The sequence below is a fragment of the Brucella anthropi genome, assembly GCF_046630315.1.
GTDB classification, from domain to species: Bacteria; Pseudomonadota; Alphaproteobacteria; order Rhizobiales; family Rhizobiaceae; genus Brucella; species Brucella anthropi_A.
In genome coordinates, this window is record NZ_LQBD01000012.1 from 74,560 (window position 1) to 99,506 (window position 24,947).

Genomic DNA, 24,947 nt, shown 5'->3' on the forward strand with positions numbered 1-24,947 from the left:
GCTCTCATTCTTTGTTTCTACGCATTTCCGGGCGCAAAACCGTTTCACACTTTTGCTGGAAATGCTCTAGTAACCGCTTCTTCAGAAGAATTTCCGAATTCTTACACCCGGTTGCAATCTGCTAACCAAAGGAAAAGGCAGGAAAAAGTTAACCCAACTCGTTAAGCGCGCCGGTAAGGATCGGCGCCTATTCTCCATCTCAACAAAGAGCAAAAGCTCAACAAGGGAAGCCGGGATAACCGGCTCCTAAGACAAAAGAGACAGAGAGACAGAGGCGTCGAAAATGATGAGCAAGGGACTGAAGCCCGACTGGGCAGGCCGTGAACTGCGGCTCGATCCGTTTCACTTTCCGCAGGTCGTAACCTATGCGGCCCGCGATGGAAGCAGCGATGTCACCTTCACCATCAATGAGCGCGGCGCGGTGATCCGGCAGGTTCTGCCATCGAGCGGCTTGCCCATGTCCATCGCCCTTCCGGCCAGCGCCTTTGTCGGCGTGGTCGCCCGCGCTGTCGAGGACGAGTTCGGCGAAATCACGGTGACGCTGGAACTGATGCATGAAGATCCGCAGCTTTCCGTCCCGCTGCTTGTGGCGCATGACCTGACCGATGTTGCCGCCGACTGGCGCGCATGGTCCGCCGCGTTCAACCTGCCGATGATGCTGGTGGAAGAAGATGGCGTCGCCCGCCCGCTTTACGAAAGCACAGGTCCGGTGCGCACCGGCCAGCCGCAGGCCCGCCGTCAGGGGCAGGAGCCGCGCCGTCGTCGCCCGCGTTTCCTTGCCCGCCGCAAGACCGGCGCGCTCGGCGTCCGTCTGGTGATCTCGGGCAAGGAAATCATTGCCCGCAATTGAATGAGAGCGCATCCCGAAAAGCGGAAACGGTTTTCGGGATGCGCCCCCACGGCATTCGGGTTTATTTTTTGCGCATCAGGAAGGCCATCACGGCTTCGCGGGCTTCATTCGATGTCAGCCGCTCGGCGAATTGCTTGGCCTCGCGGGTGATGCGATCAGCGATATTTTCGGCGGGCAGGCGCATCAGCGCGCGGGCGATCTGCATGGCCTGCGGCGGCTTGGCGGCGATTTCTTCGGCTGCCTTCAACACTTCCGCTTCCAGCGCATCCTCGTCCACGATCTGGTAGACGATGCCTGCCTCTTGCGCGGCTTCCGCCGTGAAACCATGGCCCAGCGCCAGGAGCGCGAAGGCCTTTTGACGGCCCATCAGCAAGGGCGCAAGCAGGCTGGAGCCTGCCTCCGGCACGAGGCCGAGATCGACAAACGGCGTGCGAAACAGCGTGCGCGGCGTGGCAAAGGTCAGGTCGCAGTGAAAATGGATCGTCGTGCCCACGCCGATGGCAAGCCCGTCGACGCCCGAAACGATCGGCTTTTTGGTTTCAGCGAGCGGAATGAGGAAATCCAGAATTTCACCGCCGAAGCTGCTGTCGCCCGTCGCAGCCGCCATGAAATCCTGCATGTCGTTGCCGGAGGAAAAGGCGCCCGGAACGCCGAGGAAGACGTGCGCGCGAATGGCGTCGTCCGCGTCGCCATCCTTGAGCGCCTTTGCCATGGCCGCATACATGGCGCGGGTGATGGCGTTTTTCTTTTCAGGCCGGTTGAGGCGGATGATCTGCACCGCGCCTTTGCGCTCGATCAGGATATGTTCGCTCATGGTCAGGCCTCCAGCGCCGATTTTGCGGCGGCAAGGCTGGCAGCGCCAGTGATGACCGTATCCTTCAGCGACGAAACTTCGGCCAGCATGTTTTCCGCGAAGAAACGGCAGAGCGCCGCGCGTGCTGCATCGTCGCCGGTCAGCGCGCCACGGGCAAGATATGCGCCGCCAACGGTGAGCGACAGAAGCCGCTGATAGGGCGTGGCGCCTGAAAGTGCTTCTTCGGCGCGGCCTTCCGCCGCCGCCTTTTGCAACCAGTCGGTCGCTTCGCGCGCTTCGGCGATTGCTTTGGAAAGACGCGCGCCGGTTTCGCCCAGTTCCGCACGGTTGGAAGCGGTGGCCTTGTCGGCATCGTCCTGCAATTCCGCAAGGAAGCCCTTGATGTGCTCGCCATGCTGGAGCGGCAGCTTGCGCATTACGAGGTCGATGGCCTGAATGCCATTGGTGCCTTCATAAATCGGGGTGATGCGGGCATCGCGCAGCAATTGCGCGGCACCGGTTTCCTCGATAAAGCCCATGCCGCCGTGAATCTGGATGCCGAGCGAGGATACGTCCACACCCGCATCGGTGGCAAAACTCTTGGCAAGCGGCGTCAGCAATCCGGCGCGATCCGACCAGAACTGAGCGTCCGCGCCGTCCGTGGCATGGCTCATGTCGATGGCATGGGCGCAAGAATAGGTGATCGACCGGGCAACCTGCGTCAGCGCCTTCATGGTCAGCAACATGCGCTGCACATCCGGGTGTTCGATGATCGGACTCATACCAGCTTTCGGGCCAGCTTTCGGATCAGCACCGAGCGCGCGGCCCTGGCGGCGCTCCCTGGCATAGGCAAGAGCCTGCTGATAGGCGGCTTCGGCAACGCCGACACCCTGGATGCCGACGAGAAGGCGGGCATTGTTCATCATGGTGAACATGCAGGCCAGCCCACGATTTTCCTCACCGATCAGATAGCCGACCGCGCCCTGTTCCTCGCCTTTCACGAAACCATCGCCATAGATCATGGTGCAGGTGGGGGAGGCGTGGATGCCCATCTTGTGCTCAAGGCCGGAGCAGAACAGATCGTTGCGGCGACCGAGCGAGCCGTCCTCATTGACGAGGAATTTCGGCACGAGAAACAGCGAAATGCCCTTGGTTCCCGCAGGTGCATCGGGCAGGCGCGCCAGCACCAGATGCACGATATTGTCGGTGAGATCGTGTTCGCCATAGGTGATGAAGATCTTCTGGCCGAAAATGCGGTAGGTGCCGTCGTCGCGGCGTTCCGCGCGGGTGCGCAGCGCGCCGAGATCGGAGCCCGCCTGCGGTTCGGTCAGGTTCATCGTGCCCATCCATTCGCCGGAGATGAGCTTTGCGAGATAAATGTCCTTCAATTCTCGGGATGCGTGCTTTTCCAGCGCCTCGACCGCGCCCATGGTCAGCGTCGGCGCAATCGCGAAGGCCAGCGTGCCGGAATTCCACATTTCGCTCACCGCCACCGACATCATGGTCGGCAGGCCCTGGCCGCCATATTCCGGCGTGCCGGTCAGCGAATTCCAGCCGCCCGCGATCCAGTCGCGGTAAAGCTCTTTCCAGCCCGGCGCCGTGGTGACGACGCCATCCTTCACGGTCGCGCCGTTCTTGTCGCCGGCGATGCGCAGCGGCTCGATACGGTCGGCGGCGAATTTGCCCGCCTCTTCCAGAATGGCTTCGGCCAGATCGGCGGAAAATTCCGGGAAACGGTTTTCCTCAAGTGCCTTTTCAAGGCCCGCAACCTTCATCAGCGTGTGGGAAATTTCTAAAACCGGCGCGCGATACATCTTTCCTCCGAATATATGTCGCGGACTTCTCCTCGGAAGCCCGCCCTGCATCGGCGCTTCATGCAATCCGGCAGGAGCCACTTTGGCTGTTCCATACAAGAGCTATCGGCTTATTACGTAAACGTCAATGTTTTCGATACACGTCATCGTGATCGGATAGCGCGCGGCCATCCGCCGGCAAACGCCGTTTTCCCGACGGCGGACGCGCGGAGCGGAAAGGACGGGTGCGGTGCAGCCAGGCCAACCGGCGCGATCAGGACTGCTTTTCGCGCTCGACGGCGCGCCAGCCGATATCGGAGCGGTAAAAACCTTCCGGCCAGTCGATGCGCCGCACGGCCTCATAGGCACGTGCCTGCGCTTCGGCGACCGTTGCGGCAATGGCGGTGATGTTGAGGACGCGCCCGCCGCTGGCGACGATTTCGCCGTCCTTCAACGCCGTGCCCGCATGGAACAGTTTTACCCCCTCGATGCCTTCCAGCTTGTCGAGATCGCGGATGACGCTGCCCTTCTTCACATTGGCCGGATAGCCTTCGGCGGCCATTACCACGGTCAGCGCGGGCTCTTCTTTCCAATCGAGCGAAATATCGTCGAGCCTGCCGTCCACGGCGGCATTGATGAGCGCGAGCAGGTCGCTGTCGAGCCGCATCATCAGCACCTGGCATTCCGGATCGCCGAAGCGGGTATTGTATTCGATGAGCTTGGGGCCGTCCTTGGTCATCATCAGCCCGGCAAAGAGGATGCCGGAAAAGGGCGCGCCGATTTCCGCCATGCCGCGCATGGTGGGTTCGATCAGCTCGCGCATGGTGCGTTCCACCATTTCCGGCGTCATCACCGGGGCAGGCGCATAAGCGCCCATGCCGCCGGTATTCGGGCCGGTATCGCCATCGCCGACGCGCTTGTGATCCTGCGCGGAGCCGAGCGGCAGCGCCGTCCTGCCATCGCAGATGCAGAAGAAGCTTGCTTCCTCGCCGTCAAGGAATTCCTCGACCACCACTTCCGCGCCAGCCGCGCCGAATGCACCCTCGAAACAGGAATCCACCGCGTCGAGCGCCTCCTGAAGCGTCATGGCGACGACCACGCCCTTGCCCGCGGCAAGCCCGTCGGCCTTGACGACGATGGGTGCGCCCTGCTGGCGGATATAGGCCTTGGCCTTCGGCGCATTGTTGAAACGGCCATAAGCGCCGGTCGGGATATTGAAGCGGGCGCAGAGATCCTTGGTGAAGCCCTTCGAGCCTTCAAGCTGGGCGGCGGCCCTGGACGGGCCGAAGACGCGGATGCCCTCGGCGCGCATTTCGTCGGCAAGCCCGGCGACAAGCGGCGCTTCCGGCCCCACCACCACGAGGTCGATCTTGTTCTCCTTGGCAAAGGCGATCAGCGCGGCATGGTCGTCCACGCCGATATCGGCCAGTTCCGCCACGGCGGCGATGCCGGGATTGCCCGGCGCGCAATACAGTTTTTCAAGCAGGGGAGAGGCGGCGAGTTTCCATGCCAGAGCGTGCTCGCGACCACCGGAACCGATCAACAGAACTTTCATGCCTTGCTCCCTGCGCTTAAGATCAGTAAGTCAGTAATGACTTATTCCGGCTGTCTATTGCTCCCGTCTTCCGGGGGCAAGGCCAAAGGGCCAGATTTTGGCCGATAATGCTGGAATTGACCGATTTTTTGAACGGATTTGACGATGCAGCAACCACAGGCAAATTCCGATATCCAGTCGCGCGATGCGCGCGGGCGGGTGAAGGATGCGCCCTCCGGCCATTGGGTCTATCGCGTTCTGCCGCAATCGCTCTGGCCTTATGCGCAGCTTGCCCGCTGGGATCGTCCCATCGGCTGGCAGCTTCTGCTTTGGCCCTGCTGGTGGTCCACCGCCCTTGTGGCGGGGGCGGGCGCAAAGGCTGGCGATGGCGCGTGGTCCGTGCTGCCGTCCTTCTGGCATCTTTTCCTGTTTCTCGTCGGCGCCATTGCCATGCGCGGCGCGGGCTGCACCTATAATGATCTGGTCGATCAGGATATCGACGACAAGGTGGACCGCACGCGGTCGCGCCCGCTGCCATCGGGCCAAGTGACGCGCGGTCAGGCCAAGCTCTTTCTGGTCTTGCAGGCGCTGGTTGGCCTTGCCGTCGTGCTGCAATTCAACTGGTTTTCCATCGGGCTCGGCATTTTCTCGCTCCTGATCGTCGCCGCCTATCCCTTCATGAAGCGCATCACCGACTGGCCGCAATTCGTGCTGGGCCTTGCCTTCTCATGGGGCGCCTTGATGGGATGGGCTGCAACGGAAGGCTCGCTCAGCCTTCCGCCGGTGCTGCTCTATATCGGTTCGATCCTGTGGGTGATCGGCTATGACACGATCTATGCCCATCAGGACAAGGAAGACGACGCGCTGGTCGGCGTGCGCTCCACGGCGCGCCTGTTCGGCAAGCATACCAGGACGGCGCTGATGGTGCTTTATGGCGGCGCTATCGGTTTCTTTGCCGCGGCCTTCGCCGTGGCCGAGGTGCCGATGCCGGCGCTGGCGGGATTGCTGGCCGCGGGCGCGCATCTCTATCGCCAGATACTCGTGCTCGATATCGACAATCCCGACCAATGCCTGCGGCTCTTCAAGTCGAACAATATTGTCGGCTGGCTGATCTTCCTCGGGCTGGTGTTGGGAAGCCTCTGGGTTGCGGTCAAGCCGCTTGTATGAAGAAAGGCCACCGCTTCCGGTGGCCGTTCCTTGTCGGATCGTTCCTTGTCGGATCAGGGATAGAGCCTGTCCTTGTTCCAGTCGCCTTCCGGCGTCGGCCGCGTGAAAAGCACGCGGTCATGCAGGCGGAAGGGCCGGTCGTGCCAGAACTCGATCGACACCGGGCGGATTCGGAACCCCGACCAGTAGGACGGGCGCGGAATGTCGCCAATGGCATATTTGGCGGTATATTCGGCGACCGCCTTTTCCAGCGCGAAGCGGCTTTCCAGCGGGCGGGACTGTTTGGAGGCCCATGCGCCGATGCGGCTGCCGCGCGGGCGCGAGGCATAATAGGCGTCGGCCTCGGCATCGCTTACCTTTTCCACCGGCCCGCGCACGCGCACCTGACGGCGCAGCGATTTCCAGTGGAAGCACATGGCGGCCTTTTCGGCGGAAAGGATTTCCTGCCCCTTCCGGCTTTCATAGTTGGTGTAGAAGACAAAGCCCCTCTCGTCGAAATCCTTCAGAAGCACCATGCGCACATTGGGCAGCCCGTCAGGGTCGACGGTCGCGAGCGCCACCGCATTGGGGTCGTTCGGCTCGCTCCCGGCGGCATCGGCCAGCCATTCGGCGAAGAGCTTGAACGGTTCGGAGCTTTGGGTGAAATCGTCGCTTGAATTTGTCATTTTGGGTAATTTCAAAGCCTGTCGGGAATTTGCGGGTCATCCTGAAAGGGAATCTCCCGCCAAGGAAACCCCGGATGGGGCGGATCGAAAGCGAGCTTCTTCGATAACCGGCATTTTGTCCATGGTCTTGCCGGGATGCGTCGTCGCAGGGCGATCCGGCTTTACTTGGCTGGCAACTTCTTGTAGGGCGCCGAGCAAGGTAGGGGCTATGCCAAAACTCGATTTTCTGACGCTGTATATCGTAATTTTCTTAAACTCGCTGACGGTTTGCATCATCTGGACCGCCATAGCCCTGTCTTACCGCAAATTCCGGCCGGCGCGGATCTGGCTCCTGTCGACGACGCTCATGCTGGCCGGCGGGCTGGTTCTTTCGCTGCAAGGCAATGAGGGCGCGTTCTGGCCGGCGGTGATCGGCAATACGATCATCATCCACGGTTTCTGCATTGCCTTTGTCGGCACGCGTTATTTCTTCGGCGAAAAGGGCGGCTGGCGGCTGGCCCTGGGTGTGTCGCTGGCCAGTTTCGCCTGCATGGCCGCCTTTCATGCAAGCTGGCAGGGGCGCAATATCGCCTATGCCGTTGGGCAATCGGTGCCCATGGCGATGACGGTCTTCTATCTCGCCCGCCAGAACAACATCGGCCTTGGCGGCCAGATTGCCGTCACGGCGTTTCTGCTCGGCATCATGGGACATGCCATCGAGACGACTTTGAATATCGCGGCCTGGGTCGGCGAGTTCGACCAGGCGCTCTACTTTACCATCGAAAGCTATGCGCTCGTCTGCGTGATCTATAGCGGTGTCATCTGGAATTTCGGCTTCATCGTCATGGCGATGAACCGCCTGCATGGCGATATGGCCAGGGTTGCCGAAACCGACGAATTGACCGGGCTTCCGAACCGCCGCCATTTCATGAAAAGGCTGGCGAGGGCAGAACTTGCATTCAGCGAGGATGGAATACCCTATACCGTCATGCTGATCGACATCGACAATTTCAAACGCTGGAACGACACTTATGGTCATGCGCTGGGCGATCAGGCCCTTGTGCATTTTGCCGATGTCGCGGTCGACGTGCTTGATCGTCGCGGCGTGCTGGCGCGCTTGGGCGGCGATGAGTTTTCAATCCTGCTGCCCAAGATGCGTGAGCGGGAGGCGGCGGAAATCGCACGCGAGATCGTGAGCGCGATCAATCGCGCGCCGCTTTTCTTCAATGGCCAGAAACACGCCATGACGGTGAGCATCGGCATAGCCAGCGAGGAACAGGGCAACGGGGCGAGCGATCTCGATGTCTTCGCCCGGGCCGATCTCACGCTCTACAAGGTCAAGCAGGCAGGCCGAAACGGCTACGCAACCCGCACAGGAACGAGGAACACGCCCGTCGATGCGCCTTGCCCCGGACAGGGGCAAAAAAGCGGGAACATCGTTTGACGGCTGCATAAAGTATAGAGTTGGGCGTTGTGCTCTGATTCCGATTTGTTTACCTTCCCGGCACACCGCTTGTTAACTCAAGTTCACTCATAATCCCTGCATCTTTAGCGTGTGGAATAAGGGAATAGCGTTGGCTGTCGATACGGTTCGCCACAAAAACAATCTCCGGGGTCCGGGCCGTGGCGTGAATGCCCTGCGCAAGGCGGCATTTGTCCTGTGTATCCTCTCTCTCGCCGGTTGCGCCATGGGTGGTGTGAGCATTGAAAAGGCCGTTCCCGATTCTTCCACGATCACCGGTTCCGTGCAGCAGTCGCAGCCGGTCGAAACCGATACCGGCAAGCTTTCCGACCAGTCCGCTATAAAGAACGTGGTTTCCGCGCTCAATTTCACCCAATGGGGCAAGAAGCCCGTGCCATGGGCAAATCCGGATACGGGCAGCCAGGGCACCATCACGACGATTGCCGAGAACAACAAGAACAACCAGCTTTGCCGCGAGTTCGAAACCTCGCGTGAGGCTTTTGACGGCGTTTCCATTTATCGCGGCGAAACCTGCATGCAGCGCGGCGGCCAATGGACGGTGACGTCCTTCGCCCCCATTTGAGCGTGGACCCGTAGACGCCATGCCCTGTTGGATGGCGCTTTTGATTCAACCACTGAAAAGAAAAGCTCGGCTTGACTGGAACTTTTCCGGCCACATGCGCATATTATGGGCAACGAGTCTTACTCATCTCACAGTCTTTTTCCTGAAAGAGGAACTATATGCGCGATCCCTATAGCGTGCTGGGCGTCGCCAAAACGGCGAAGCCCGAGGAAATAAAGTCGGCTTTTCGCAAACTGGCCAAAAAGCACCATCCGGATCAGAACAAGGATGATCCGAAGGCGCAGGAGCGCTTTGCAGAACTGAACCAGGCCTATGAAATCCTGGGCGACAAGGACAAGCGCGGTCAATTCGACCGGGGCGAGATCGATGCCGAAGGCAAGCCCGCCTTCCAGGGCTTCGCCGGCGGACAGGGTTTTGGCGGCGCCCATGGCGACCCGTTTGCCGGTTTCCGCCACGGCGGCGACGGCAACAGCCATTTCGAATTCCGCAGCGGTCCCGGTGGTTTTCAGCATGGCGGAGGCTTTGGCGGCGCGGAAGATATTCTGAACGATCTTTTTGGCGGCGCATTCGGCGGCGCGCGCCAGCGCGGCCCGGCCAAGGGCGCCGATCTTTCCGCATCCATCACCATTACGCTGGAGCAGGCCGCCGGTGCGGAGAAGGTGGAAGCGGTTTTCCCGAACGGCAAGCACCTGAAGATCAAATTGCCGAAATTCGTCGAAGACGGGCAGACCATCCGCCTGAAAGGCCAGGGCGAGCCGTTGATGGGCGGAACGGCAGGCGATGCGCTGGTCACGATCCAGTTCAGGGCGCATCCGCGCTTTCGTCTGGAGGGGCGCGACGTGCATGTCGATCTTCCGGTAGAACTCGCAGACGCGGTGCTTGGCGGCAAGCAGGAGGTCGAAACGCTCGATGGACGCATTGCGGTGAAAATACCCGCATGGTCAAGCTCCGACCGCGTGCTGCGGCTGAAGGAAAAGGGCCTTCCCTTGAAAGCCGGGGGCAGGGGCGACCTTTACGTGCATGTTCGCATCATGCTGCCGGAAGGCGGCGACAAGGAACTGGAAGAGTTTCTGCAAAAGCGTAAAGTCGCTTAGCACTACAGTTGCAAATTCGTCAGGCCGTGGCGAAAAGAGTGATTTTCGAGTACCGGAGCGCAGCGTACTGAAAGGTACGTGAGCACCGGAACGCAGACAAATTGCTCTTTGCAGCCCGGCATCACGAAGAATGCAACTGTAGTGTTAGGGCGCGTTTCGATCTGATTGGACCAGACAGGCCCTCATCCTTGGTGTTGGCGCGCATCTTGTCTGATCGAATGAGGATCAAAAATCAGTCCGGTGGACTGATTTCCCTGCATAGGCGATCAACGCTTTTCGGGATGCGCTCCAGGTTCCACTTCAATCGTTTGAAGCCGGGTGTTGTCTCTTTGCGGCAGTAAAGTAACAATGCCCCGCTTTTTCGCTGCAATTGCTTGAAGGAGAGCTTTGCCTGTGCGATAGGGCAACAAGTTAATTGTTTTCAATGAGGACCCCTAATGACCGCACAGTCAGGTTTGTTGCAGGGCAAGCGTGGATTGATTCTGGGCGTCGCCAACAACCGCTCCATCGCATGGGGTATTGCCAAGGCTGCAAGTGATGCAGGCGCAGAGCTCGCATTCACCTATCAGGGCGATGCATTGAAGAAGCGGGTCGAGCCGCTGGCTGAAGAGCTTGGCGCCTTCGTCGCCGGGCATTGCGACGTGGCCGATGCCGCCAGCATCGATGCGGTTTTTGAAACGCTTGAGAAGAAGTGGGGCAAGATCGACTTCCTGGTGCATGCCATCGGTTTTTCCGACAAGGACGAATTGACCGGCCGCTATCTCGATACGTCGGAAGCCAATTTCACCAATACGATGCTGATCTCGGTCTATTCGCTGACGGCGGTTGCGCGTCGGGCTGAAAAGCTGATGGCGGATGGCGGGTCGATCCTGACGCTGACTTATTACGGCGCTGAAAAGGTCATGCCGAACTACAATGTCATGGGCGTCGCCAAGGCAGCGCTTGAGGCAAGCGTGAAATATCTGGCGGTCGATCTTGGGCCGCAGAATATCCGCGTCAATGCGATTTCGGCAGGCCCGATCAAGACGCTGGCCGCTTCCGGCATTGGCGATTTCCGCTATATTCTCAAGTGGAACGAGTACAATGCGCCGCTGCGCCGCACCGTCACCATCGAGGAAGTGGGCGATGTCGGCCTCTATTTCCTGTCCGACCTGTCGCGTTCTGTCACCGGCGAGGTCCATCATGCCGATAGCGGCTATCATGTCATCGGCATGAAGGCGGTTGACGCGCCGGACATCTCGGTTGTGAAAGACTGAGACAGCGAATACAAAATCCCGAAAAGTTGACCGGCTTTTCGGGATTTTTCTTTGTCTTTCCCGTTGCGGGAAAGCGATCCGGATTGTTCATTGGCGGCAGATAGGGGTAGGGCTGTGGCTCGGGAGATCATCTACTTTTCGCGTCACGGCGAGACAGACTGGAATGTCTCGCAGCGTATTCAGGGTCAGCTTGATATCGACATCAACGATCATGGGCGCAGCCAGGCCGACCGCAACGGCGACATGCTGAAATCGCTGATCGGTGATGGCGCGGGCTTCGATTTCGTGGCGAGCCCCTTGCGCCGCACGCGCGAGACGATGGAGCGCATCCGCCTGCGCATGGGCCTCGATCCCTATGAATACCGCACCGACCCGCAGTTGATGGAGGTCAATTTCGGCGACTGGCAGGGCTTCATGATGGAAGACATTGCCAGGGAGCGCGAGGATCTTCTGGAAGCGCGCGCCCGCGACAAGTGGAATTTCGTGCCGCCCGGCGCGACCGCTGAAAGCTATATGGGCCTGTCGCGGCGTATCGGGCGCTGGGTGGAAGCGGTGGAATGGCCGACCGTCTGCGTGACGCATGGCGGCTGCATCCGCACGCTGTTTTATCTTTATGGCGATATGGATGGCCACGCCGCCGCCAATCTTTCCATCCCGCAGGACAGGATTCTGAAATTCGAAAACGGCAAGCTTGAGTGGGTTTGAACGTTTCGATTGAAACCGGAAATACTCTTGCTAGTGGTCTGATTCCAACATTTGCATCCCTCGGTTCAAGCGCTGAGCAAATGTCGGAATCAAAAAGACCACTAGCAAACATATGTATCTAGTGGATTTTTCGAATTTGACGTTTGAAACAGCGTATGTGTCAGCCGGGATTCAAACGTCAAATTCAATCCACTAGCGATGGAGGCGTTACATGCCCTTCGAACGTTTCGCGGTTATTGCGGATATTCACGGCAACAGCGATGCACTGGCCGCTGTGCTGGCGGATATCGATGCGTTGCAAATCCGCACGATCATCAATCTCGGCGATCATCTGAGCGGCCCCATGGCGGCGCGGGAGACCGCCGATATGCTGATGGCGCGGGAGATGATATGCATTCGCGGCAATCACGATCGCTGGCTTGTCGAAAAGCCGCTTGCCGATATGGGCCCGTCGGATCGCGTGGCGCGCGAACAGCTTGATGAGTGGCATATCGAATGGCTGCGCGCGATGCCCGCCTCGCAGTCGCTGGCCGATGGGCGCATATTCATCTGCCATGGCACGCCGTCGAGCGACACCACCTACTGGATGGAGAAAGTTACCGCGAGCGGCGATGTCGTTCTGCGGTCCCGCGATGAGATCGAGGCGGAAGCCGAGGATATAGCGGCCTCTCTTGTTCTGTGCGGCCATACGCACACGCCGCGCATCGTCCGCCTTGCAGACGGGCGGCTGCTGGTCAATCCGGGAAGTGTCGGTTGCCCCGGCTACGACGACGACCACCCCGTGCCGCATATCGTCCAGACCGGTAATCCCAACGCATCCTATGCCGTCATCGAACAGACCGGCGCCGGCTGGCAGGTGACCATGCGCAATATTCCCTATGACATGGCGCGGATGGTGCGGATGGCGGAAGGCAATGGCCGGGCCGATTGGGCGCGTGTCGTTGCAAGCGGCTGGTTCCGGCCCATATGAAAAGAGCGGCCCTTATGCCGCTCTTTTCACGGGAAGGCAGCTCCAGGCTTATGGCGCTTCCTGAATATCGGTGATGAAGCGCGTGCTGTCGACCATGTCGTAGATGATGAGAACCTTCATGCCCTTGTTGATCGCGCTGTAATCGAACTCGCCGGGCAGCTTGTAGGTCTGGCCGTCATCCAGCGTTATGGTTTCGCTGTCCTTGTTGATACCGGTGATCTTGCCTTCGGCATCGTCCGCCATCGCCACTGTCGAGAAAAGCGAGGCCACGATGAGAATTAATCCGACCAGATATTGCATGACTTTCCGTTCCTTTGGTTGTGCCTCGGGTTGGGTTGTCGCCTGACCGATTCGACACGATTGTCGTGATTTCAGCATGTCGCGAAAAAGCGCCACGCGCTTTGACGGCTTCAGCGCCTTGCGCCGCATAGCCGCAATGTAGCGTGGGGAATGTGTCAAAAAAAATGCCGGATATCGATCTTCAGAAGGAAATTTTGCGTCACCGGAGCGCTTGATTTGACCCGCGTTGAAAAGCCCAATAAAACCGGCGCGTAAAATAGCTGCTCTCTCCTTGGCCTCATCCCGGACAAGGACGATTTATTCAGGCGTCGCGCATGTCTCACAATAGTTTCGGCCATCTGTTCCGTGTAACCACCTGGGGCGAAAGCCACGGCCTGGCGCTCGGTTGCGTGGTGGACGGCTGCCCGCCCGGCATCACCTTTACGGAAGCTGAAATTCAGGCCTATCTCGACAAGCGCAAGCCCGGCCAGTCCAAATATACGACACAGCGCCGCGAACCGGATCAGGTGCGCGTGCTTTCCGGCGTTCTTCTGGGCGACGATGGCGTCACCATGACGACGACCGGCACGCCGATCTCGATGATGATCGAGAACACCGACCAGCGCTCGAAGGATTATGGCGAGATTGCCCGCCAATATCGTCCGGGCCATGCCGATTATACCTATGACGTTAAATACGGCATCCGCGACTATCGCGGCGGCGGGCGGTCGTCGGCGCGCGAAACGGCGGCCCGTGTGGCGGCAGGCGCCATTGCGCGCAAGATCGTGCCGGGGCTGGAAGTCAAGGGTGCGCTGGTTGCCATGGGCGTGCACGGTATCGACCGCCGCCGCTGGAACTGGGCGGAAGTGGACAACAATCCCTTCTTTTCGCCCGATGCCGGTTCGGTCGAACTGTTCGCGGATTATCTCGATGGCATCCGCAAGCAGGGCTCGTCGGTCGGCGCGGTCATCGAGATCGTCGCGGAAGGCGTGCCTGCGGGCATCGGCGCGCCGATCTATGGCAAGCTCGATCAGGATATTGCCAGCCTGCTGATGTCGATCAACGCCGTGAAGGGCGTGGAAATCGGCAACGGTTTCGAGGCGGCCCGTCTCACCGGCGAGGAGAATGCCGATGAAATGCGCATGGGCAATGACGGCAAGCCGCTGTTCCTGTCCAATCATGCCGGCGGCATTCTGGGCGGCATTGCGACCGGCGCGCCGGTCGTGGCGCGCTTTGCGGTCAAGCCGACCTCGTCGATCCTGACCCCGCGCCGCTCCATCGACAAGGACGGCAAGGAAGTGGATGTGATGACCAAGGGCCGTCACGATCCCTGTGTGGGCATTCGTGCCGTGCCGATCGGCGAGGCGATGGTTGCCTGCGCGATTGCCGATCACTATCTGCGTCACCGCGGCCAGACTGGCCGCGTCTGATTCACTTGCGGCCAGACTGGCCATAATCTGACCGACGATTGGGCCCGTTGGTTGTCTGACATATAGAGGTCGAAATGAGCTATAATCAGAAACAGGTCGTCGATGCGCTTCGTGCTTTCGAACGCGGCGAGATCGTGGTCGTCATGGACGATGACGGGCGCGAGAACGAAGGCGACCTGATCGTTGCCGCGGTGCATTGCACGCCCGAAAAGATGGCCTTCATCGTGCGCCACACGTCCGGCATCGTCTGCACCCCGATGACCCGCGAGGAAGCCAAGCGCCTCAACCTCGCGCCCATGGTTGCCGAAAACGAATCTGCCCACACCACCGCATTCACCGTGACGGTCGATTATCGCCATGGCACGACGACAGGCATTTCGGCGGAAGACCGCACGCTGACCGTGCGCAATCTGGCGAACCCCAATGCCGGTGCTTCCGACTTTGTGCGCCCCGGCCATGTGTTCCCGCTGGTTGCCCGCGAGGGCGGCGTCCTGATGCGCTCCGGCCATACGGAAGCGGCTGTCGATCTCTGCAAGCTTGCAAACCTGCCGCCCATCGGCGTTATCTGCGAGTTGGTCAATGATGACGGCACGGTCATGCGCGGCCCGGACGTCAAGGCATTCGCTGAAAAACACACACTGCACCGGGTCACGGTTGCCGATCTCATCGCCTATCGCCAGCGCAAGGAAACGCTGGTCAAGCGCGTCGGCGATGCGCCGATCAAGACCTGCGCCGGTGCGGCCCATGCCTATACCTACGAACTGCCATGGGAACCCATGCAGCACGTGGCGGTCGTGTTCGGCGATATTCGTGACGGCGAGGAAGTGCCGGTCCGCCTGCACCGCGAAGACGTGCTGAACGATGTCTTCGGCAAGGGAGGCAGCAATCTCGACGCCATCATGGAAAAGATGGGCAAGGAAGGCCGCGGCGTGCTGGTCTATCTGCGCGAAGGCTCCGTCGGCGTGCGCGCCGATCACCATGACACCCGCGCCCGCGATGCGATCCAGAGCGACCATGAAAGCCATGCCGAAGCGGTTGCCCGCGAGGAGGAATGGCGGCAGATCGGTCTTGGCGCGCAGATATTGAAGGATCTCGGCATCACGTCGATCGTGCTGCTGGCCTCGCGTGAGCGCCATTATGTCGGTCTTGAAGGTTTCGGCATCCGGATCGCCCGCACGGAAATCATTTAAAGTCATTTCAGGCAGATCAGGCGCATGGCCCTCATGGTCATGCGCCGGCAGGATGTTATAGTGAACCCATGACGACACGGCTTTACTGGCATCCGATCTATCTTGAACACCTGACCCCGCCCGGCCATCCCGAGCGCCCGGATCGTATCCGGGCGTTGATGAGTGAACTGGAGGGGCCGGATTTCTATCGGCTCGACCGGGCGGAAGCGCCGCGCGCCGATGCGGCGTCCGTGCTGCTTGCCCACCCTGAAGAACATCTGGAAGCCATACGCGCCGGAATACCGGAACCGGCTTCGGATGAGGATGCGCCTCAGCCTGTGGTGAAGCTTGACGGCGACACCTATGTCAGCCCGAAAAGTATGGATGCGGCACTGACCGCCATTGGGGCGGCAAAGGCGGCGGTCGATGACGTCTTTTCCGGCGCGGCAAACAATGTCTTCGTTGCGGCCCGCCCGCCGGGGCATCATGCCGAGCGTTCCACGGCGATGGGCTTTTGTCTGTTCAACAATATTGCGATTGCGGCGCGCCATGCGCAGCGCCATCATGGCGCCGAGCGCATCGCCATCGTCGACTGGGATGTCCATCACGGCAACGGAACGCAGGATATCTTCAAGGATGATCCGAGCGTCCTGTTCTGTTCGACGCATCAGTTTCCCCTTTATCCCGGCACGGGAGCGAAGGATGAAACCGGCGTCGGCAATATCGTCAATGCACCGCTTTCGCCCAATATGGGCAGTCGCGAATTTCGCGAGGCATTCAATAGTCGTGTATTGCCTGCTTTGGACAATTTCCGGCCAGATTTGATCCTTATTTCGGCGGGCTTCGATGCTCATTTTCGCGATCCGCTGGCGGAGATCAATCTTGACGAGGCGGATTTTGACTGGGCGACAGGCAAGCTCATGGAGCGGGCAGAAAGGTTCTGCGATCACCGGCTGGTGAGTATGCTTGAAGGTGGATATGATCTAGAGGGCTTGTCGCAGTCCGCGTCTACGCATATTACGCGGCTGTTGAAAGGATGAATCATGGTGAGCGAACCGTCCAACGCCGACATTGCGGTAATGAGTTTCGAGGATGCGCTGAAGCAGTTTGAAAAGATCGTCGACGATCTGGAGCGGGGCGACGTGCCGCTGGAAGAATCCATCCGTATCTATGAGCGTGGGGAAGCCTTGAAGAAGCATTGTGACACGCTTCTGAAATCCGCCGAGGACAAGGTGGAGAAAATCCGTATCGGCCGCGACGGCCAGCCGGTCGGCACGGAACCGCTCGATCCCGAGTGATCTGTCAGAACAAGGCCTTGAGATGGGCGGCGTATGGCGCGAGCACGCCGCTCAGGAGATAGGGGCCAAGGCCCCAAACGAGCGTCCATCCGGCGGCGCCCACCATATTGGCCGCCAGAAAATGCAGCGGGTTCATCTTCATCGACCCCGCCACCAGGCCGTTCAGCTGGCGCAGCAGCACCACGAACCGGGCGGTCGCGACGACATAGATCCCTTTTTCCGCAAAAACCTTCTCGAACTGGTCCAGCCTTTCCGGCGTCAGTTTGAACAGATGGCCATAGCGCAATATGAGCCTGCGCCCCCCGAACCGCCCGATCGCATAGCCGGTGCAGTCGCCCAGAACCGAGGCGGTGAAAACAGCGATCAGGACGGTTTCGATATGCAGCGTGCCGTGCAGCGCAAGGAGCGAGCTTGCGATGAGCGCGCTTTCGCCCGGCACCGGTGCACCGAAGGATTCAAAATAGATAATGAAGAAAAGCGCCAGCGCTCCATAAGTCGCGAGGTAGGATTCGATGAAGTGCATTGCGATCCTATTCTAGAGCATTTCCAGCAAAAGTGCGAAGCGGTTTTGCGTCGGATAATGCGTGAAAACAAATAGATAGAGCATTTCCGAGCCAAAAGTGCGAAGCGGCTTTATGGGGCAGCGAGCGGCCAAAGGCAAAAGAATAACAGAAAGAGCTATATAAGACGAAAAAGGCTCCGGGCAAGCCCGGAGCCATGATGGAATCTCTGCGATAGTTCAGCCTATGGAACGCTTGCCCGTGACGGCGTGATAAAGCCACAGGACCACGACAGCGCCAATGATGGAAACAATGAGGCTGTAAATGTTGAGGCCGGTCACGCCCTGTGCGCCGAAGAAGGTGAAGATGACGCCGCCGATGATGGCGCCCACAATGCCGAGAGCAATATCCAGGAACATGCCCTGGCCGCTTTTATTGACGATCTTGCTGCCGATGAAGCCGGCAATCAAGCCTAGTATTATCCAGCTTATAACAGACATCTAATATCTCCCGATGCGTAAATACACTTTTGCATCACGCACTTAGGAAATTTTCACACTGCTACAAAATTTGCAAGGTATAATGCTTGTCAAATCGGTAAACCCATTTAACTTTATCTTACCGAATGCAGAATTGGCATCGGATAACAGGGAGTATCGTGTGATGGGAAGTTATGACGACAATTCTGGCAATTCGCCCATTCCCGGCGGAAGCCTCGCGAAACCGGTTCTGATTGCGCTTGGCGCGCTGCTGATCGGCAAGATGCTGAAGGGCAATAGCGACGAGACGGAAGCAACGCCGGCACAGCCCGTGCCGGTGCCGGACCAGTCGCAGGCGGGCGGTGGCCTGCTTGGCGGTATCCTTGGCGGGCTTGGTGGCCTGCTCGGCGGGGCTGCTGCCGGCAATGCCTCGGCTGCTCCGGCTCCGGGACCGCTCGGGGGAGGGCTCGGCGGTCTGCTCGATCAACTGAAACAGGCTGGCCTTGGCGACAAGGTGGATTCCTGGGTCGGCCAGGGCTCCAACCATCCGATCGAGCCGGGCCAGCTTGGCGATGCAATCGGCCAGAAAACGCTGGGTGAAATCGCCCAGCATGCCGGTATCGACCAGCAGGAGCTTCTGGATCAGCTTTCCCAGGTTCTGCCGGGGCTGGTGGACAAGCTGACGGCCAACGGACAGGTGCCGGACGCCAGCTCTTTGTCGAAGCTGTTGCAGGGACGCTGACGGGATTTGAATCGTGATCGAACCGCACCGCTTGTCGGTGCGGTTTTGTTTTGCAGGCACCTTCGATAAAATGCGATTATTGCTTATATGAACGTGAGAGTTTAACGGCTGGAGTGGCGTTTCATGAGTTTCTTTCCGTGTCCTGATCCGGTTCTTGGCGACAAGACTTCGGTAGACAGCATTGAAACGCTGGTCATTCCACGCACAAGCGACATTGGCGGGCTGGAAGTGCGGCGCGCCCTGCCGACGGTGCGGCGTCGCCTGGTCGGGCCGTTCATCTTCTTCGACCGCATGGGGCCGGCTGTCCTGCGGGATGGCGATGCGCTGGATGTGCGCCCGCATCCGCATATCGGCCTTTCCACCGTGACCTATCTGTTCGACGGGCATATTCGCCATAGGGACAGTCTCGGCACTGAAATGGTCATTCGCCCTGGCGATGTGAACCTGATGACTGCGGGCCGGGGCATCGTGCATTCCGAACGTTCGCCGGAAGAGGAGCGCAACGGACCACTATCGATTTCCGGTATTCAGACCTGGCTCGCGCTGCCCGATGCGCTGGAGGAAATCAGCCCGGAATTTTTTCATACCAATGCGCCCGACCTGCCGGTGATGGAGGATCGCGATTTCTCCGGTCGGCTGATTATGGGTTCGATGCTGGGGCTGAAGTCTCCGGTGATCCAGCACGCCGATACGCTTTATGCGGATATCCGCATAGAGCCGAACGGACGTTTCCCGATTCCGGCCGTGGCCGAAGAGCGCGCCATCTATACGTTGCAGGGCAATGTCGGCATTGGCGGGGAAGTGTTTCCGCCGGATCGTTTGCTGGCCTTTCGTCCGGGTGATGATATAGTTGTGCAGGCCGGGCCGGAAGGTGCGCATATCATGCTTTTTGGCGGTGCGGCCCTTGGCTCGAAGCGCTATGTATGGTGGAACTTCGTATCCTCTTCGCGGGAGCGGATAGAGCAGGCCAAGGAGGAATGGCGCACCGGACGCTTTGATATCGTGCCCGGTGATGAGCAGGATTTCATACCTTTGCCTGAATGAGGATTATGAACCGGGCCATAGGACACGATGTCCCGCCCTGCTTGATCCTGTCGCATTGCTGCTATACCGACAACAAGACCTAACCAGAAACAGGTTGTTTGAATGTCCCGACCCATGACCCCATTGCTTGACAAGGCGCCGACCCCGGATCGCCTGCGTGCATTGCCGGAATCCGATTTGCCGCAGCTCGCGCAGGAATTGCGCGCAGAGCTGATCGACGTGGTTTCGACCACTGGCGGGCATCTGGGCGCGGGACTGGGCGTGGTGGAACTGACAGTCGCGCTGCACCATGTCTTCGATACGCCGCATGACCGCATCATCTGGGATGTCGGCCATCAGGCCTATCCGCACAAGATTTTGACCGGGCGTCGCGACCGCATTCGCACATTGCGCCAGACCGGTGGCCTGTCAGGCTTCACCAAGCGCAGCGAAAGCGAATATGATCCCTTTGGCGCGGCGCATTCGTCGACATCGATTTCGGCTGGCCTCGGCATGGCTGTCGCGTCCGATCTTTCGGGCGAAAAGCGCAATGTGATTGCAGTCATCGGCGATGGCTCGATGTCGGCCGGCATGGCCTATGAGGCGATGAACAATGCAGGCGCGCTCGATGCGCGCCTGATCGTCATCCTCAACGATAATGACATGTCGATTGCGCCGCCGACCGGCGCCATGAGCGCCTATCTGGCGCGCCTCGTCTCCGGCAAGACCTATCGCAGTGTCCGCGAGGCTGCGAAACAGGTTGCCAAGAAACTGCCGAAGTTCCTGCAGGACAAGGCCCGCAAGTCGGAAGAATATGCACGCGCCTTCTTTACCGGTGGTACGCTGTTCGAGGAGCTTGGCTTCTATTATGTCGGCCCCATCGACGGGCATAATCTCGACCATCTGCTGCCGATCCTGAAAAACGTGCGCGATACGCAGGAAGGCCCGGTCCTCATCCATGTGGTGACGCAGAAGGGCAAGGGCTATGCGCCGGCGGAAGCTGCCGCCGACAAATATCACGGCGTCAACAAGTTCGATGTCATTACCGGCAAGCAGTCGAAGCCGCCTGCAAATGCGCCGAGCTACACCAAGATTTTCGGCACCAGCCTGATCGAGGAAGCCCGCCATGACGACAGGATTGTGGCGATCACCGCCGCCATGCCATCCGGCACCGGGCTTGATCTCTTCGGCGAAGTTTTCCCGCAGCGCACCTTCGATGTCGGCATTGCCGAGCAGCATGCGGTGACTTTTGCCGCCGGTCTTGCCAGCGAAGGTTTCAAGCCGTTCTGCGCCATCTATTCCACCTTCCTGCAACGCGGCTACGATCAGGTCGTGCATGACGTGTCGATCCAGAACCTGCCTGTGCGCTTCCCCATCGACCGTGCCGGTCTGGTGGGCGCCGATGGCCCGACCCATGCGGGTTCGTTCGATACGGGCTTTCTCGCGGCTCTTCCCGGTTTCGTGGTGATGGCTGCGTCGGATGAGGCGGAATTGCGCCATATGGTGCGCACCGCCGCCGAATATGATGAAGGCCCGATCTCTTTCCGTTATCCGCGTGGCGACGGGGTTGGTGTGGATCTGCCGGAACGCGGACAATTGCTCGAAATCGGCAAGGGCCGCATCGTGCGCGAGGGCACGAAGGTCGCGCTCCTCTCCTTCGGAACGCGCTTGGCTGAATGCCTTGCCGCCGCCGATGAGCTGGGGGCAGCCGGTCTTCCGACCACGGTTGCCGATGCGCGCTTTGCCAAGCCGCTCGATCACGATCTGATCCGCCGTCTGGCACGCGAACACGAGGTGCTGGTGATGGTGGAAGAGGGCGCGGTTGGCGGCTTTGCTTCCCATGTGCTGCAATTCCTCGCGACCGACGGCCTTCTGGATCGCGGCCTCAAGGTGCGGGCCTTGACCCTGCCGGACAGCTATCAGGACCATGGCAAGCCGGATGCCATGTATGCCGAGGCCGGTCTTGACCGGGCGGGCATCGTGCATGCGGTGTTCGCAGCTTTGGGGCGCGAGGCCATTGCTGCGCCGTTTCGCGCCTGACCGATGGGTGGAGAAACGGGTGACAAGACCCTGCGGCTCGATCAGCTGCTGGTGGAACTGGGGCTTTTTGCAACCCGTTCGCGGGCACGCGATGCGATCCAGCGCGGTACGGTCAAGGTTGACGGCAAGCCCGTCACCAAGCCGGGCCAGACGGTTCTGCGCGCCGCGAACATTGCCGTGGACGATCCGGCAAGTGCTTATGTTTCCCGCGCTGCCCTTAAACTTATCGCAGCGCTCGACCATTTCGACCTCGATGTGAAAGGACGCACGGCACTCGACATTGGGGCCTCCACAGGCGGGTTTACGCAAGTTTTGCTGGAGCGGGGTGCAAGTCATGTTCTGGCTATTGATGTCGGCCACGAGCAGTTGCACGCGACCTTGCGTGCCGATCCTCGTGTCACCAACAAGGAAGGGCTCAACGCCCGTGCGCTGGAACGTGTCCATCTGGATGGACGCGATGTCGATTGCGTGGTTTCGGATGTGAGTTTCATTTCGCTGAAACTCGCCTTGCCCCCGGCATTGGCCTTGGCGCAAAAAGGTGCTATCTGCGCGCTTCTCGTAAAACCGCAATTTGAAGCGGGCCGCGAGGCTATCGGCAAGGGCGGCATTCTGCGCGATCCGCAAGATGGCGAACGCATGGCAGAAGAACTGAGATCATGGCTGGAGACGCAGGCTGGCTGGCGCGCGCTCGGCCTTTGCCCGTCGCCTATCGAAGGCGGCGACGGCAACCGTGAATATCTCCTGGCAGGAAAGAAAGACTGATGACGACCCAGATTACAATCCGCTCGATGGGCGCGGGCGGCGATGGCGTCGCCAATCTTCCGGACGGCCAGATTTATGTGCCTTTTACATTGCCGGGCGAGGTGGCCAATGTCGCGCGCGACAAGAACCGCGCGACGGTTATGGCGCTTCTCCAAGCCTCGCCCGAGCGGCAGGCACCCGCCTGCCAGCATTTCGAGGATTGCGGTGGCTGCGCGCTGCAACACTGGCAGGATGAACCCTACCGTCTGTGGAAGCGCGAACTGGTTGTCTCCGCGCTGAAGGGCCGGGGGGTCGACGCCGAGGTTGCGCCTTTGGTCGCTTGCCAGCCGCGCACGCGCCGCCGCGCTGTGTTTGCGGCACGCAAGACGGAGAAGGGCATGCTGCTCGGTTTCAACCGTCACTTGAGCCACGAAATCATCGATATCGTCGAATGTGCGGTGACGGTTCCCGAGATCATTGCGCGACTTGATGATCTGCGCGAGGTCGGGACTTTGATTGCGCCCGGTTCCAGGCCGTTCAAGCTGGCGGTGACGCAGACGGAATCCGGCCTGGACCTCGCAGCGAGCGGTTGCGGCAAGCTGACCGACGAACAACGGCGCGCGCTGACCGCGCTCGTCATGAAAAAGGGCTTTGCGCGCCTGTCGCATGAGGGCGAAATCATCGTTGAGCCGAAGAAACCGCTTATCCATTTCGGCAAGGTGCCGGTGCCGATTCCGCCCGGCTGCTTCCTACAGGCAACGACCGACGCGGAAGAAGCGATGGTACAGCTGGTGCTGGATCATGTGGGCAAGGCCAAGCGCGTGGCGGACCTCTTCTGCGGTGTTGGCACATTTGCCCTGCGGATTGCGGAAAAAAGCGCGGTTCATGCGGTCGAAAACGATGCGCTGGCTCTTGCCGCCCTTGATCGCGGCGTGCGCCATGTACAGGGGCTGAAGCCTGTCTCGGTCGAGCGGCGCGACCTGTTCCGCCGACCGCTGATGCCGAAGGAACTGCTGCCCTATAACGCCGTGGTTTTCGATCCGCCGCGGGCCGGTGCGGAGGAGCAGGCGCTGGAACTGGCAAAATCCAAGGTGGAGAAGCTTGTCGCGGTTTCGTGCAATCCGGTGACGCTGGCCCGTGATCTGGCCATTCTGGTGAAGGGCGGCTACCGCGTCACGCGCGTCACGCCCATCGACCAGTTCCTCTGGTCGCCACATGTCGAAGCCGTGGCGACGCTGGTGAAGAAGTAAGTTCGGGACGAGGCGCGATGCAATTAGAGCGGTTCCTGTTGTAACAGAATCGGCGGAACCGCTCTAACTCATTGTTTCGGCGCATTATCCTTACGCAAAACCGCTTCGCACTTTTGGCTCGGAAATGCTCCGGTCATCGTGCTGTTGTTCAGGCTTCGGTAGCCTCGGCCTGTTGTGTGGTAAACAGGCATTTCCAGATAAGTCCGCCAAGCAAACCGCCAGCCAGAGGAGCGACCCAGAACAGCCAGAGCTGCTGGATTGCAGGAACATCCGCGAACAAGGCGACGCCGGTGGAGCGGGCTGGATTCACGGAAGTATTGGCAACCGGGCCAGACATCAGGATGATGGCCGTCAGGCACAATCCGATGGCGATCGGCGCAAAACCGGCCGGGGTGGAAGCTGAGGTTGCGCTTAGGATGACGAAGATGAAAAAGCCGGTCAGAACGGTTTCGGTTATCAGTGCGGCCAGCATGTTATAGCCGCCCGGTGAAAACTCACCATAGCCATTGCTTGCAAATCCGCCCGCGACAAAGCCCGTCTTGCCGGATGCGATCAGGTAGAGCAGGGCGGCAGCAACAACGGAGCCGGCAACCTGTGCTATCCAGTAAGGAACCAGATCCTTTGCCGGAAAACGGCCAGCGGCGCATAGGCCAAGTGACACGGCCGGATTGAAATGGCCGCCGGATACTCCGCCAACGGCAAAGATCATGGACATGAGGCTTAGTCCGAAAGCCAGGGCGATACCCAAAATGCCGATGCCGAGATTGGGGAATGCAGCCGAAATGATGGCTGCGCCGCAGCCGATGAATATGAGCCAGAAGGTGCCGATAAATTCGGCAGATAATTTCTTAAACATAATTTCCTCAATAAATAATGATCGCGAAAGAAGTTCTGTTCGCGCATGAAATATGACTAGCTGAAATCAGAAGTATTTTGGCACGAACCAAAGCTCCGTGATTGAAGCTCATCGAGCTTTGGTCGCTGTCTGAAAGATGGTTATGTCCCGATATTAGAGACTATAGCCATGGGCGTCCTTCAATGCCTTGCGCACCCCGGCTTCATAGTCGGGATGGACGAGCTTGAAGTGGGCGAGCTGGCGTTCGACGATGAAGCCCGGCACGCCACCCATTGCCGCGGCAATGTTG

At 59.8% G+C, this 24,947-nt stretch carries 26 protein-coding genes; 17 read left to right on the forward strand and 9 right to left on the reverse strand.

The features are described 5' to 3' along the window. Positions 1-283: 283 nt before the first annotated feature. Entirely contained in the window at positions 284-850 is a 567-nt protein-coding gene (locus AVM02_RS08405) for a DUF6101 family protein (protein ID WP_411506514.1), read from the forward strand. A 61-nt stretch (positions 851-911) separates the two neighbouring features. On the opposite strand, the gene AVM02_RS08410 is transcribed toward AVM02_RS08405, so the two are convergent. The 3 genes from AVM02_RS08410 to purD all read right to left on the reverse strand — a co-directional run bounded on the left by AVM02_RS08410 (position 912) and on the right by purD (position 4,991). Further along, entirely contained in the window at positions 912-1,664 is a 753-nt protein-coding gene (locus tag AVM02_RS08410) for a crotonase/enoyl-CoA hydratase family protein (RefSeq protein WP_411506515.1), read from the reverse strand. A 2-nt stretch (positions 1,665-1,666) separates the two neighbouring features. Further along, positions 1,667-3,457 (reverse strand): acyl-CoA dehydrogenase, encoded by a 1,791-nt coding sequence (locus AVM02_RS08415; RefSeq protein WP_411506516.1) that lies wholly within the window; start codon positions 3,455-3,457, stop codon positions 1,667-1,669. Positions 3,458-3,710: 253 nt separating this feature from the next. Next, positions 3,711-4,991 carry a phosphoribosylamine--glycine ligase gene (gene purD, locus AVM02_RS08420; RefSeq protein WP_411506517.1) on the reverse strand — a complete coding sequence of 427 codons (1,281 nt, stop codon included), beginning with the start codon at positions 4,989-4,991 and terminating at the stop codon, positions 3,711-3,713. Between the two features lie 144 nt (positions 4,992-5,135). Here purD and ubiA point away from each other — a divergent pair, with 144 nt between their 5' ends. After that, on the forward strand, positions 5,136-6,137 hold the full coding sequence (gene ubiA, locus AVM02_RS08425; RefSeq protein ID WP_411506518.1) for a 4-hydroxybenzoate octaprenyltransferase: 1,002 nt from the start codon (positions 5,136-5,138) through the stop codon (positions 6,135-6,137). A gap of 53 nt (positions 6,138-6,190) precedes the next feature. Here ubiA and pdxH read toward each other — a convergent pair whose 3' ends face one another. Beyond that, positions 6,191-6,802 carry a pyridoxamine 5'-phosphate oxidase gene (pdxH, locus tag AVM02_RS08430; RefSeq protein WP_411506519.1) on the reverse strand — a complete coding sequence of 204 codons (612 nt, stop codon included), beginning with the start codon at positions 6,800-6,802 and terminating at the stop codon, positions 6,191-6,193. A gap of 208 nt (positions 6,803-7,010) precedes the next feature. Between pdxH and AVM02_RS08435 the strand changes: the two genes are divergently transcribed. The 6 genes from AVM02_RS08435 (at position 7,011) to AVM02_RS08460 (ending at position 12,851) form a co-directional block, all read left to right on the forward strand. After that, complete coding sequence (locus AVM02_RS08435; protein WP_411506520.1) at positions 7,011-8,225, forward strand: GGDEF domain-containing protein; 1,215 nt, start codon at positions 7,011-7,013, stop codon at positions 8,223-8,225. Between the two features lie 184 nt (positions 8,226-8,409). Beyond that, a complete protein-coding gene (locus tag AVM02_RS08440) occupies positions 8,410-8,826 on the forward strand; it encodes an RT0821/Lpp0805 family surface protein (protein ID WP_411506540.1) in 417 nt (138 codons plus the stop codon). 158 nt (positions 8,827-8,984) lie between these two features. Next, positions 8,985-9,920, forward strand: a complete 936-nt coding sequence (locus tag AVM02_RS08445) for a DnaJ C-terminal domain-containing protein (RefSeq protein WP_411506521.1) — start codon at positions 8,985-8,987, stop codon at positions 9,918-9,920. Between the two features lie 437 nt (positions 9,921-10,357). Continuing rightward, on the forward strand, positions 10,358-11,176 hold the full coding sequence (gene fabI / locus AVM02_RS08450; RefSeq protein ID WP_411506522.1) for an enoyl-ACP reductase FabI: 819 nt from the start codon (positions 10,358-10,360) through the stop codon (positions 11,174-11,176). Positions 11,177-11,290: 114 nt separating this feature from the next. Next, positions 11,291-11,881 carry a histidine phosphatase family protein gene (locus AVM02_RS08455; protein WP_411506523.1) on the forward strand — a complete coding sequence of 197 codons (591 nt, stop codon included), beginning with the start codon at positions 11,291-11,293 and terminating at the stop codon, positions 11,879-11,881. A gap of 211 nt (positions 11,882-12,092) precedes the next feature. Continuing rightward, positions 12,093-12,851: a metallophosphoesterase family protein gene (locus tag AVM02_RS08460; protein ID WP_411506524.1), complete on the forward strand. Its 759-nt coding sequence runs from the start codon at positions 12,093-12,095 to the stop codon at positions 12,849-12,851. A 48-nt stretch (positions 12,852-12,899) separates the two neighbouring features. On the opposite strand, the gene AVM02_RS08465 is transcribed toward AVM02_RS08460, so the two are convergent. Continuing rightward, a complete protein-coding gene (locus AVM02_RS08465; protein ID WP_411506525.1) occupies positions 12,900-13,151 on the reverse strand; it encodes a DUF1344 domain-containing protein in 252 nt (83 codons plus the stop codon). Positions 13,152-13,465: 314 nt separating this feature from the next. Between AVM02_RS08465 and aroC the strand changes: the two genes are divergently transcribed. The 4 genes from aroC to AVM02_RS08485 all read left to right on the forward strand — a co-directional run bounded on the left by aroC (position 13,466) and on the right by AVM02_RS08485 (position 17,027). Beyond that, complete coding sequence (aroC, locus tag AVM02_RS08470; RefSeq protein ID WP_411506526.1) at positions 13,466-14,560, forward strand: chorismate synthase; 1,095 nt, start codon at positions 13,466-13,468, stop codon at positions 14,558-14,560. A gap of 74 nt (positions 14,561-14,634) precedes the next feature. Further along, positions 14,635-15,750 (forward strand): 3,4-dihydroxy-2-butanone-4-phosphate synthase, encoded by a 1,116-nt coding sequence (gene ribB, locus AVM02_RS08475; protein WP_411506527.1) that lies wholly within the window; start codon positions 14,635-14,637, stop codon positions 15,748-15,750. Between the two features lie 68 nt (positions 15,751-15,818). Further along, a complete protein-coding gene (locus AVM02_RS08480; protein ID WP_411506528.1) occupies positions 15,819-16,769 on the forward strand; it encodes a histone deacetylase family protein in 951 nt (316 codons plus the stop codon). A gap of 3 nt (positions 16,770-16,772) precedes the next feature. Continuing rightward, positions 16,773-17,027 carry an exodeoxyribonuclease VII small subunit gene (locus AVM02_RS08485; RefSeq protein WP_411506529.1) on the forward strand — a complete coding sequence of 85 codons (255 nt, stop codon included), beginning with the start codon at positions 16,773-16,775 and terminating at the stop codon, positions 17,025-17,027. A gap of 4 nt (positions 17,028-17,031) precedes the next feature. Here the strand turns inward: AVM02_RS08485 and AVM02_RS08490 are convergent, their stop codons facing one another. Both AVM02_RS08490 and AVM02_RS08495 read right to left on the reverse strand, forming a co-directional pair. Next, positions 17,032-17,550 carry a DedA family protein gene (locus AVM02_RS08490; RefSeq protein ID WP_411506530.1) on the reverse strand — a complete coding sequence of 173 codons (519 nt, stop codon included), beginning with the start codon at positions 17,548-17,550 and terminating at the stop codon, positions 17,032-17,034. Positions 17,551-17,766: 216 nt separating this feature from the next. Beyond that, entirely contained in the window at positions 17,767-18,027 is a 261-nt protein-coding gene (locus tag AVM02_RS08495; RefSeq protein WP_411506531.1) for a GlsB/YeaQ/YmgE family stress response membrane protein, read from the reverse strand. Between the two features lie 163 nt (positions 18,028-18,190). On the opposite strand from AVM02_RS08495, the gene AVM02_RS08500 reads away from it, so the two are divergent. The 5 genes from AVM02_RS08500 (at position 18,191) to AVM02_RS08520 (ending at position 23,802) form a co-directional block, all read left to right on the forward strand. Next, positions 18,191-18,748, forward strand: coding sequence for a YidB family protein (locus AVM02_RS08500; protein ID WP_411506541.1), 558 nt, complete (start codon positions 18,191-18,193; stop codon positions 18,746-18,748). Positions 18,749-18,871: 123 nt separating this feature from the next. Beyond that, positions 18,872-19,792: a pirin family protein gene (locus tag AVM02_RS08505; RefSeq protein WP_411506532.1), complete on the forward strand. Its 921-nt coding sequence runs from the start codon at positions 18,872-18,874 to the stop codon at positions 19,790-19,792. Positions 19,793-19,894: 102 nt separating this feature from the next. Further along, a complete protein-coding gene (dxs, locus tag AVM02_RS08510) occupies positions 19,895-21,811 on the forward strand; it encodes a 1-deoxy-D-xylulose-5-phosphate synthase (protein WP_411506533.1) in 1,917 nt (638 codons plus the stop codon). 3 nt (positions 21,812-21,814) lie between these two features. After that, positions 21,815-22,573 carry a TlyA family RNA methyltransferase gene (locus AVM02_RS08515; protein WP_411506534.1) on the forward strand — a complete coding sequence of 253 codons (759 nt, stop codon included), beginning with the start codon at positions 21,815-21,817 and terminating at the stop codon, positions 22,571-22,573. Continuing rightward, the gene (locus tag AVM02_RS08520; RefSeq protein WP_411506535.1) at positions 22,573-23,802 is read left to right on the forward strand and encodes a class I SAM-dependent RNA methyltransferase; all 1,230 of its coding nucleotides are present in this window, start codon (positions 22,573-22,575) and stop codon (positions 23,800-23,802) included. Before AVM02_RS08515 ends, AVM02_RS08520 begins: the two co-directional genes overlap by 1 nt. Positions 23,803-23,950: 148 nt before the next feature. Here the strand turns inward: AVM02_RS08520 and aqpZ are convergent, their stop codons facing one another. Both aqpZ and AVM02_RS08530 read right to left on the reverse strand, forming a co-directional pair. After that, positions 23,951-24,658: an aquaporin Z gene (gene aqpZ / locus AVM02_RS08525; protein ID WP_411506536.1), complete on the reverse strand. Its 708-nt coding sequence runs from the start codon at positions 24,656-24,658 to the stop codon at positions 23,951-23,953. Between the two features lie 153 nt (positions 24,659-24,811). After that, a partial coding sequence (locus tag AVM02_RS08530; protein WP_411506542.1) for a catalase-related domain-containing protein occupies positions 24,812-24,947 on the reverse strand: 136 nt, incomplete at its 5' end.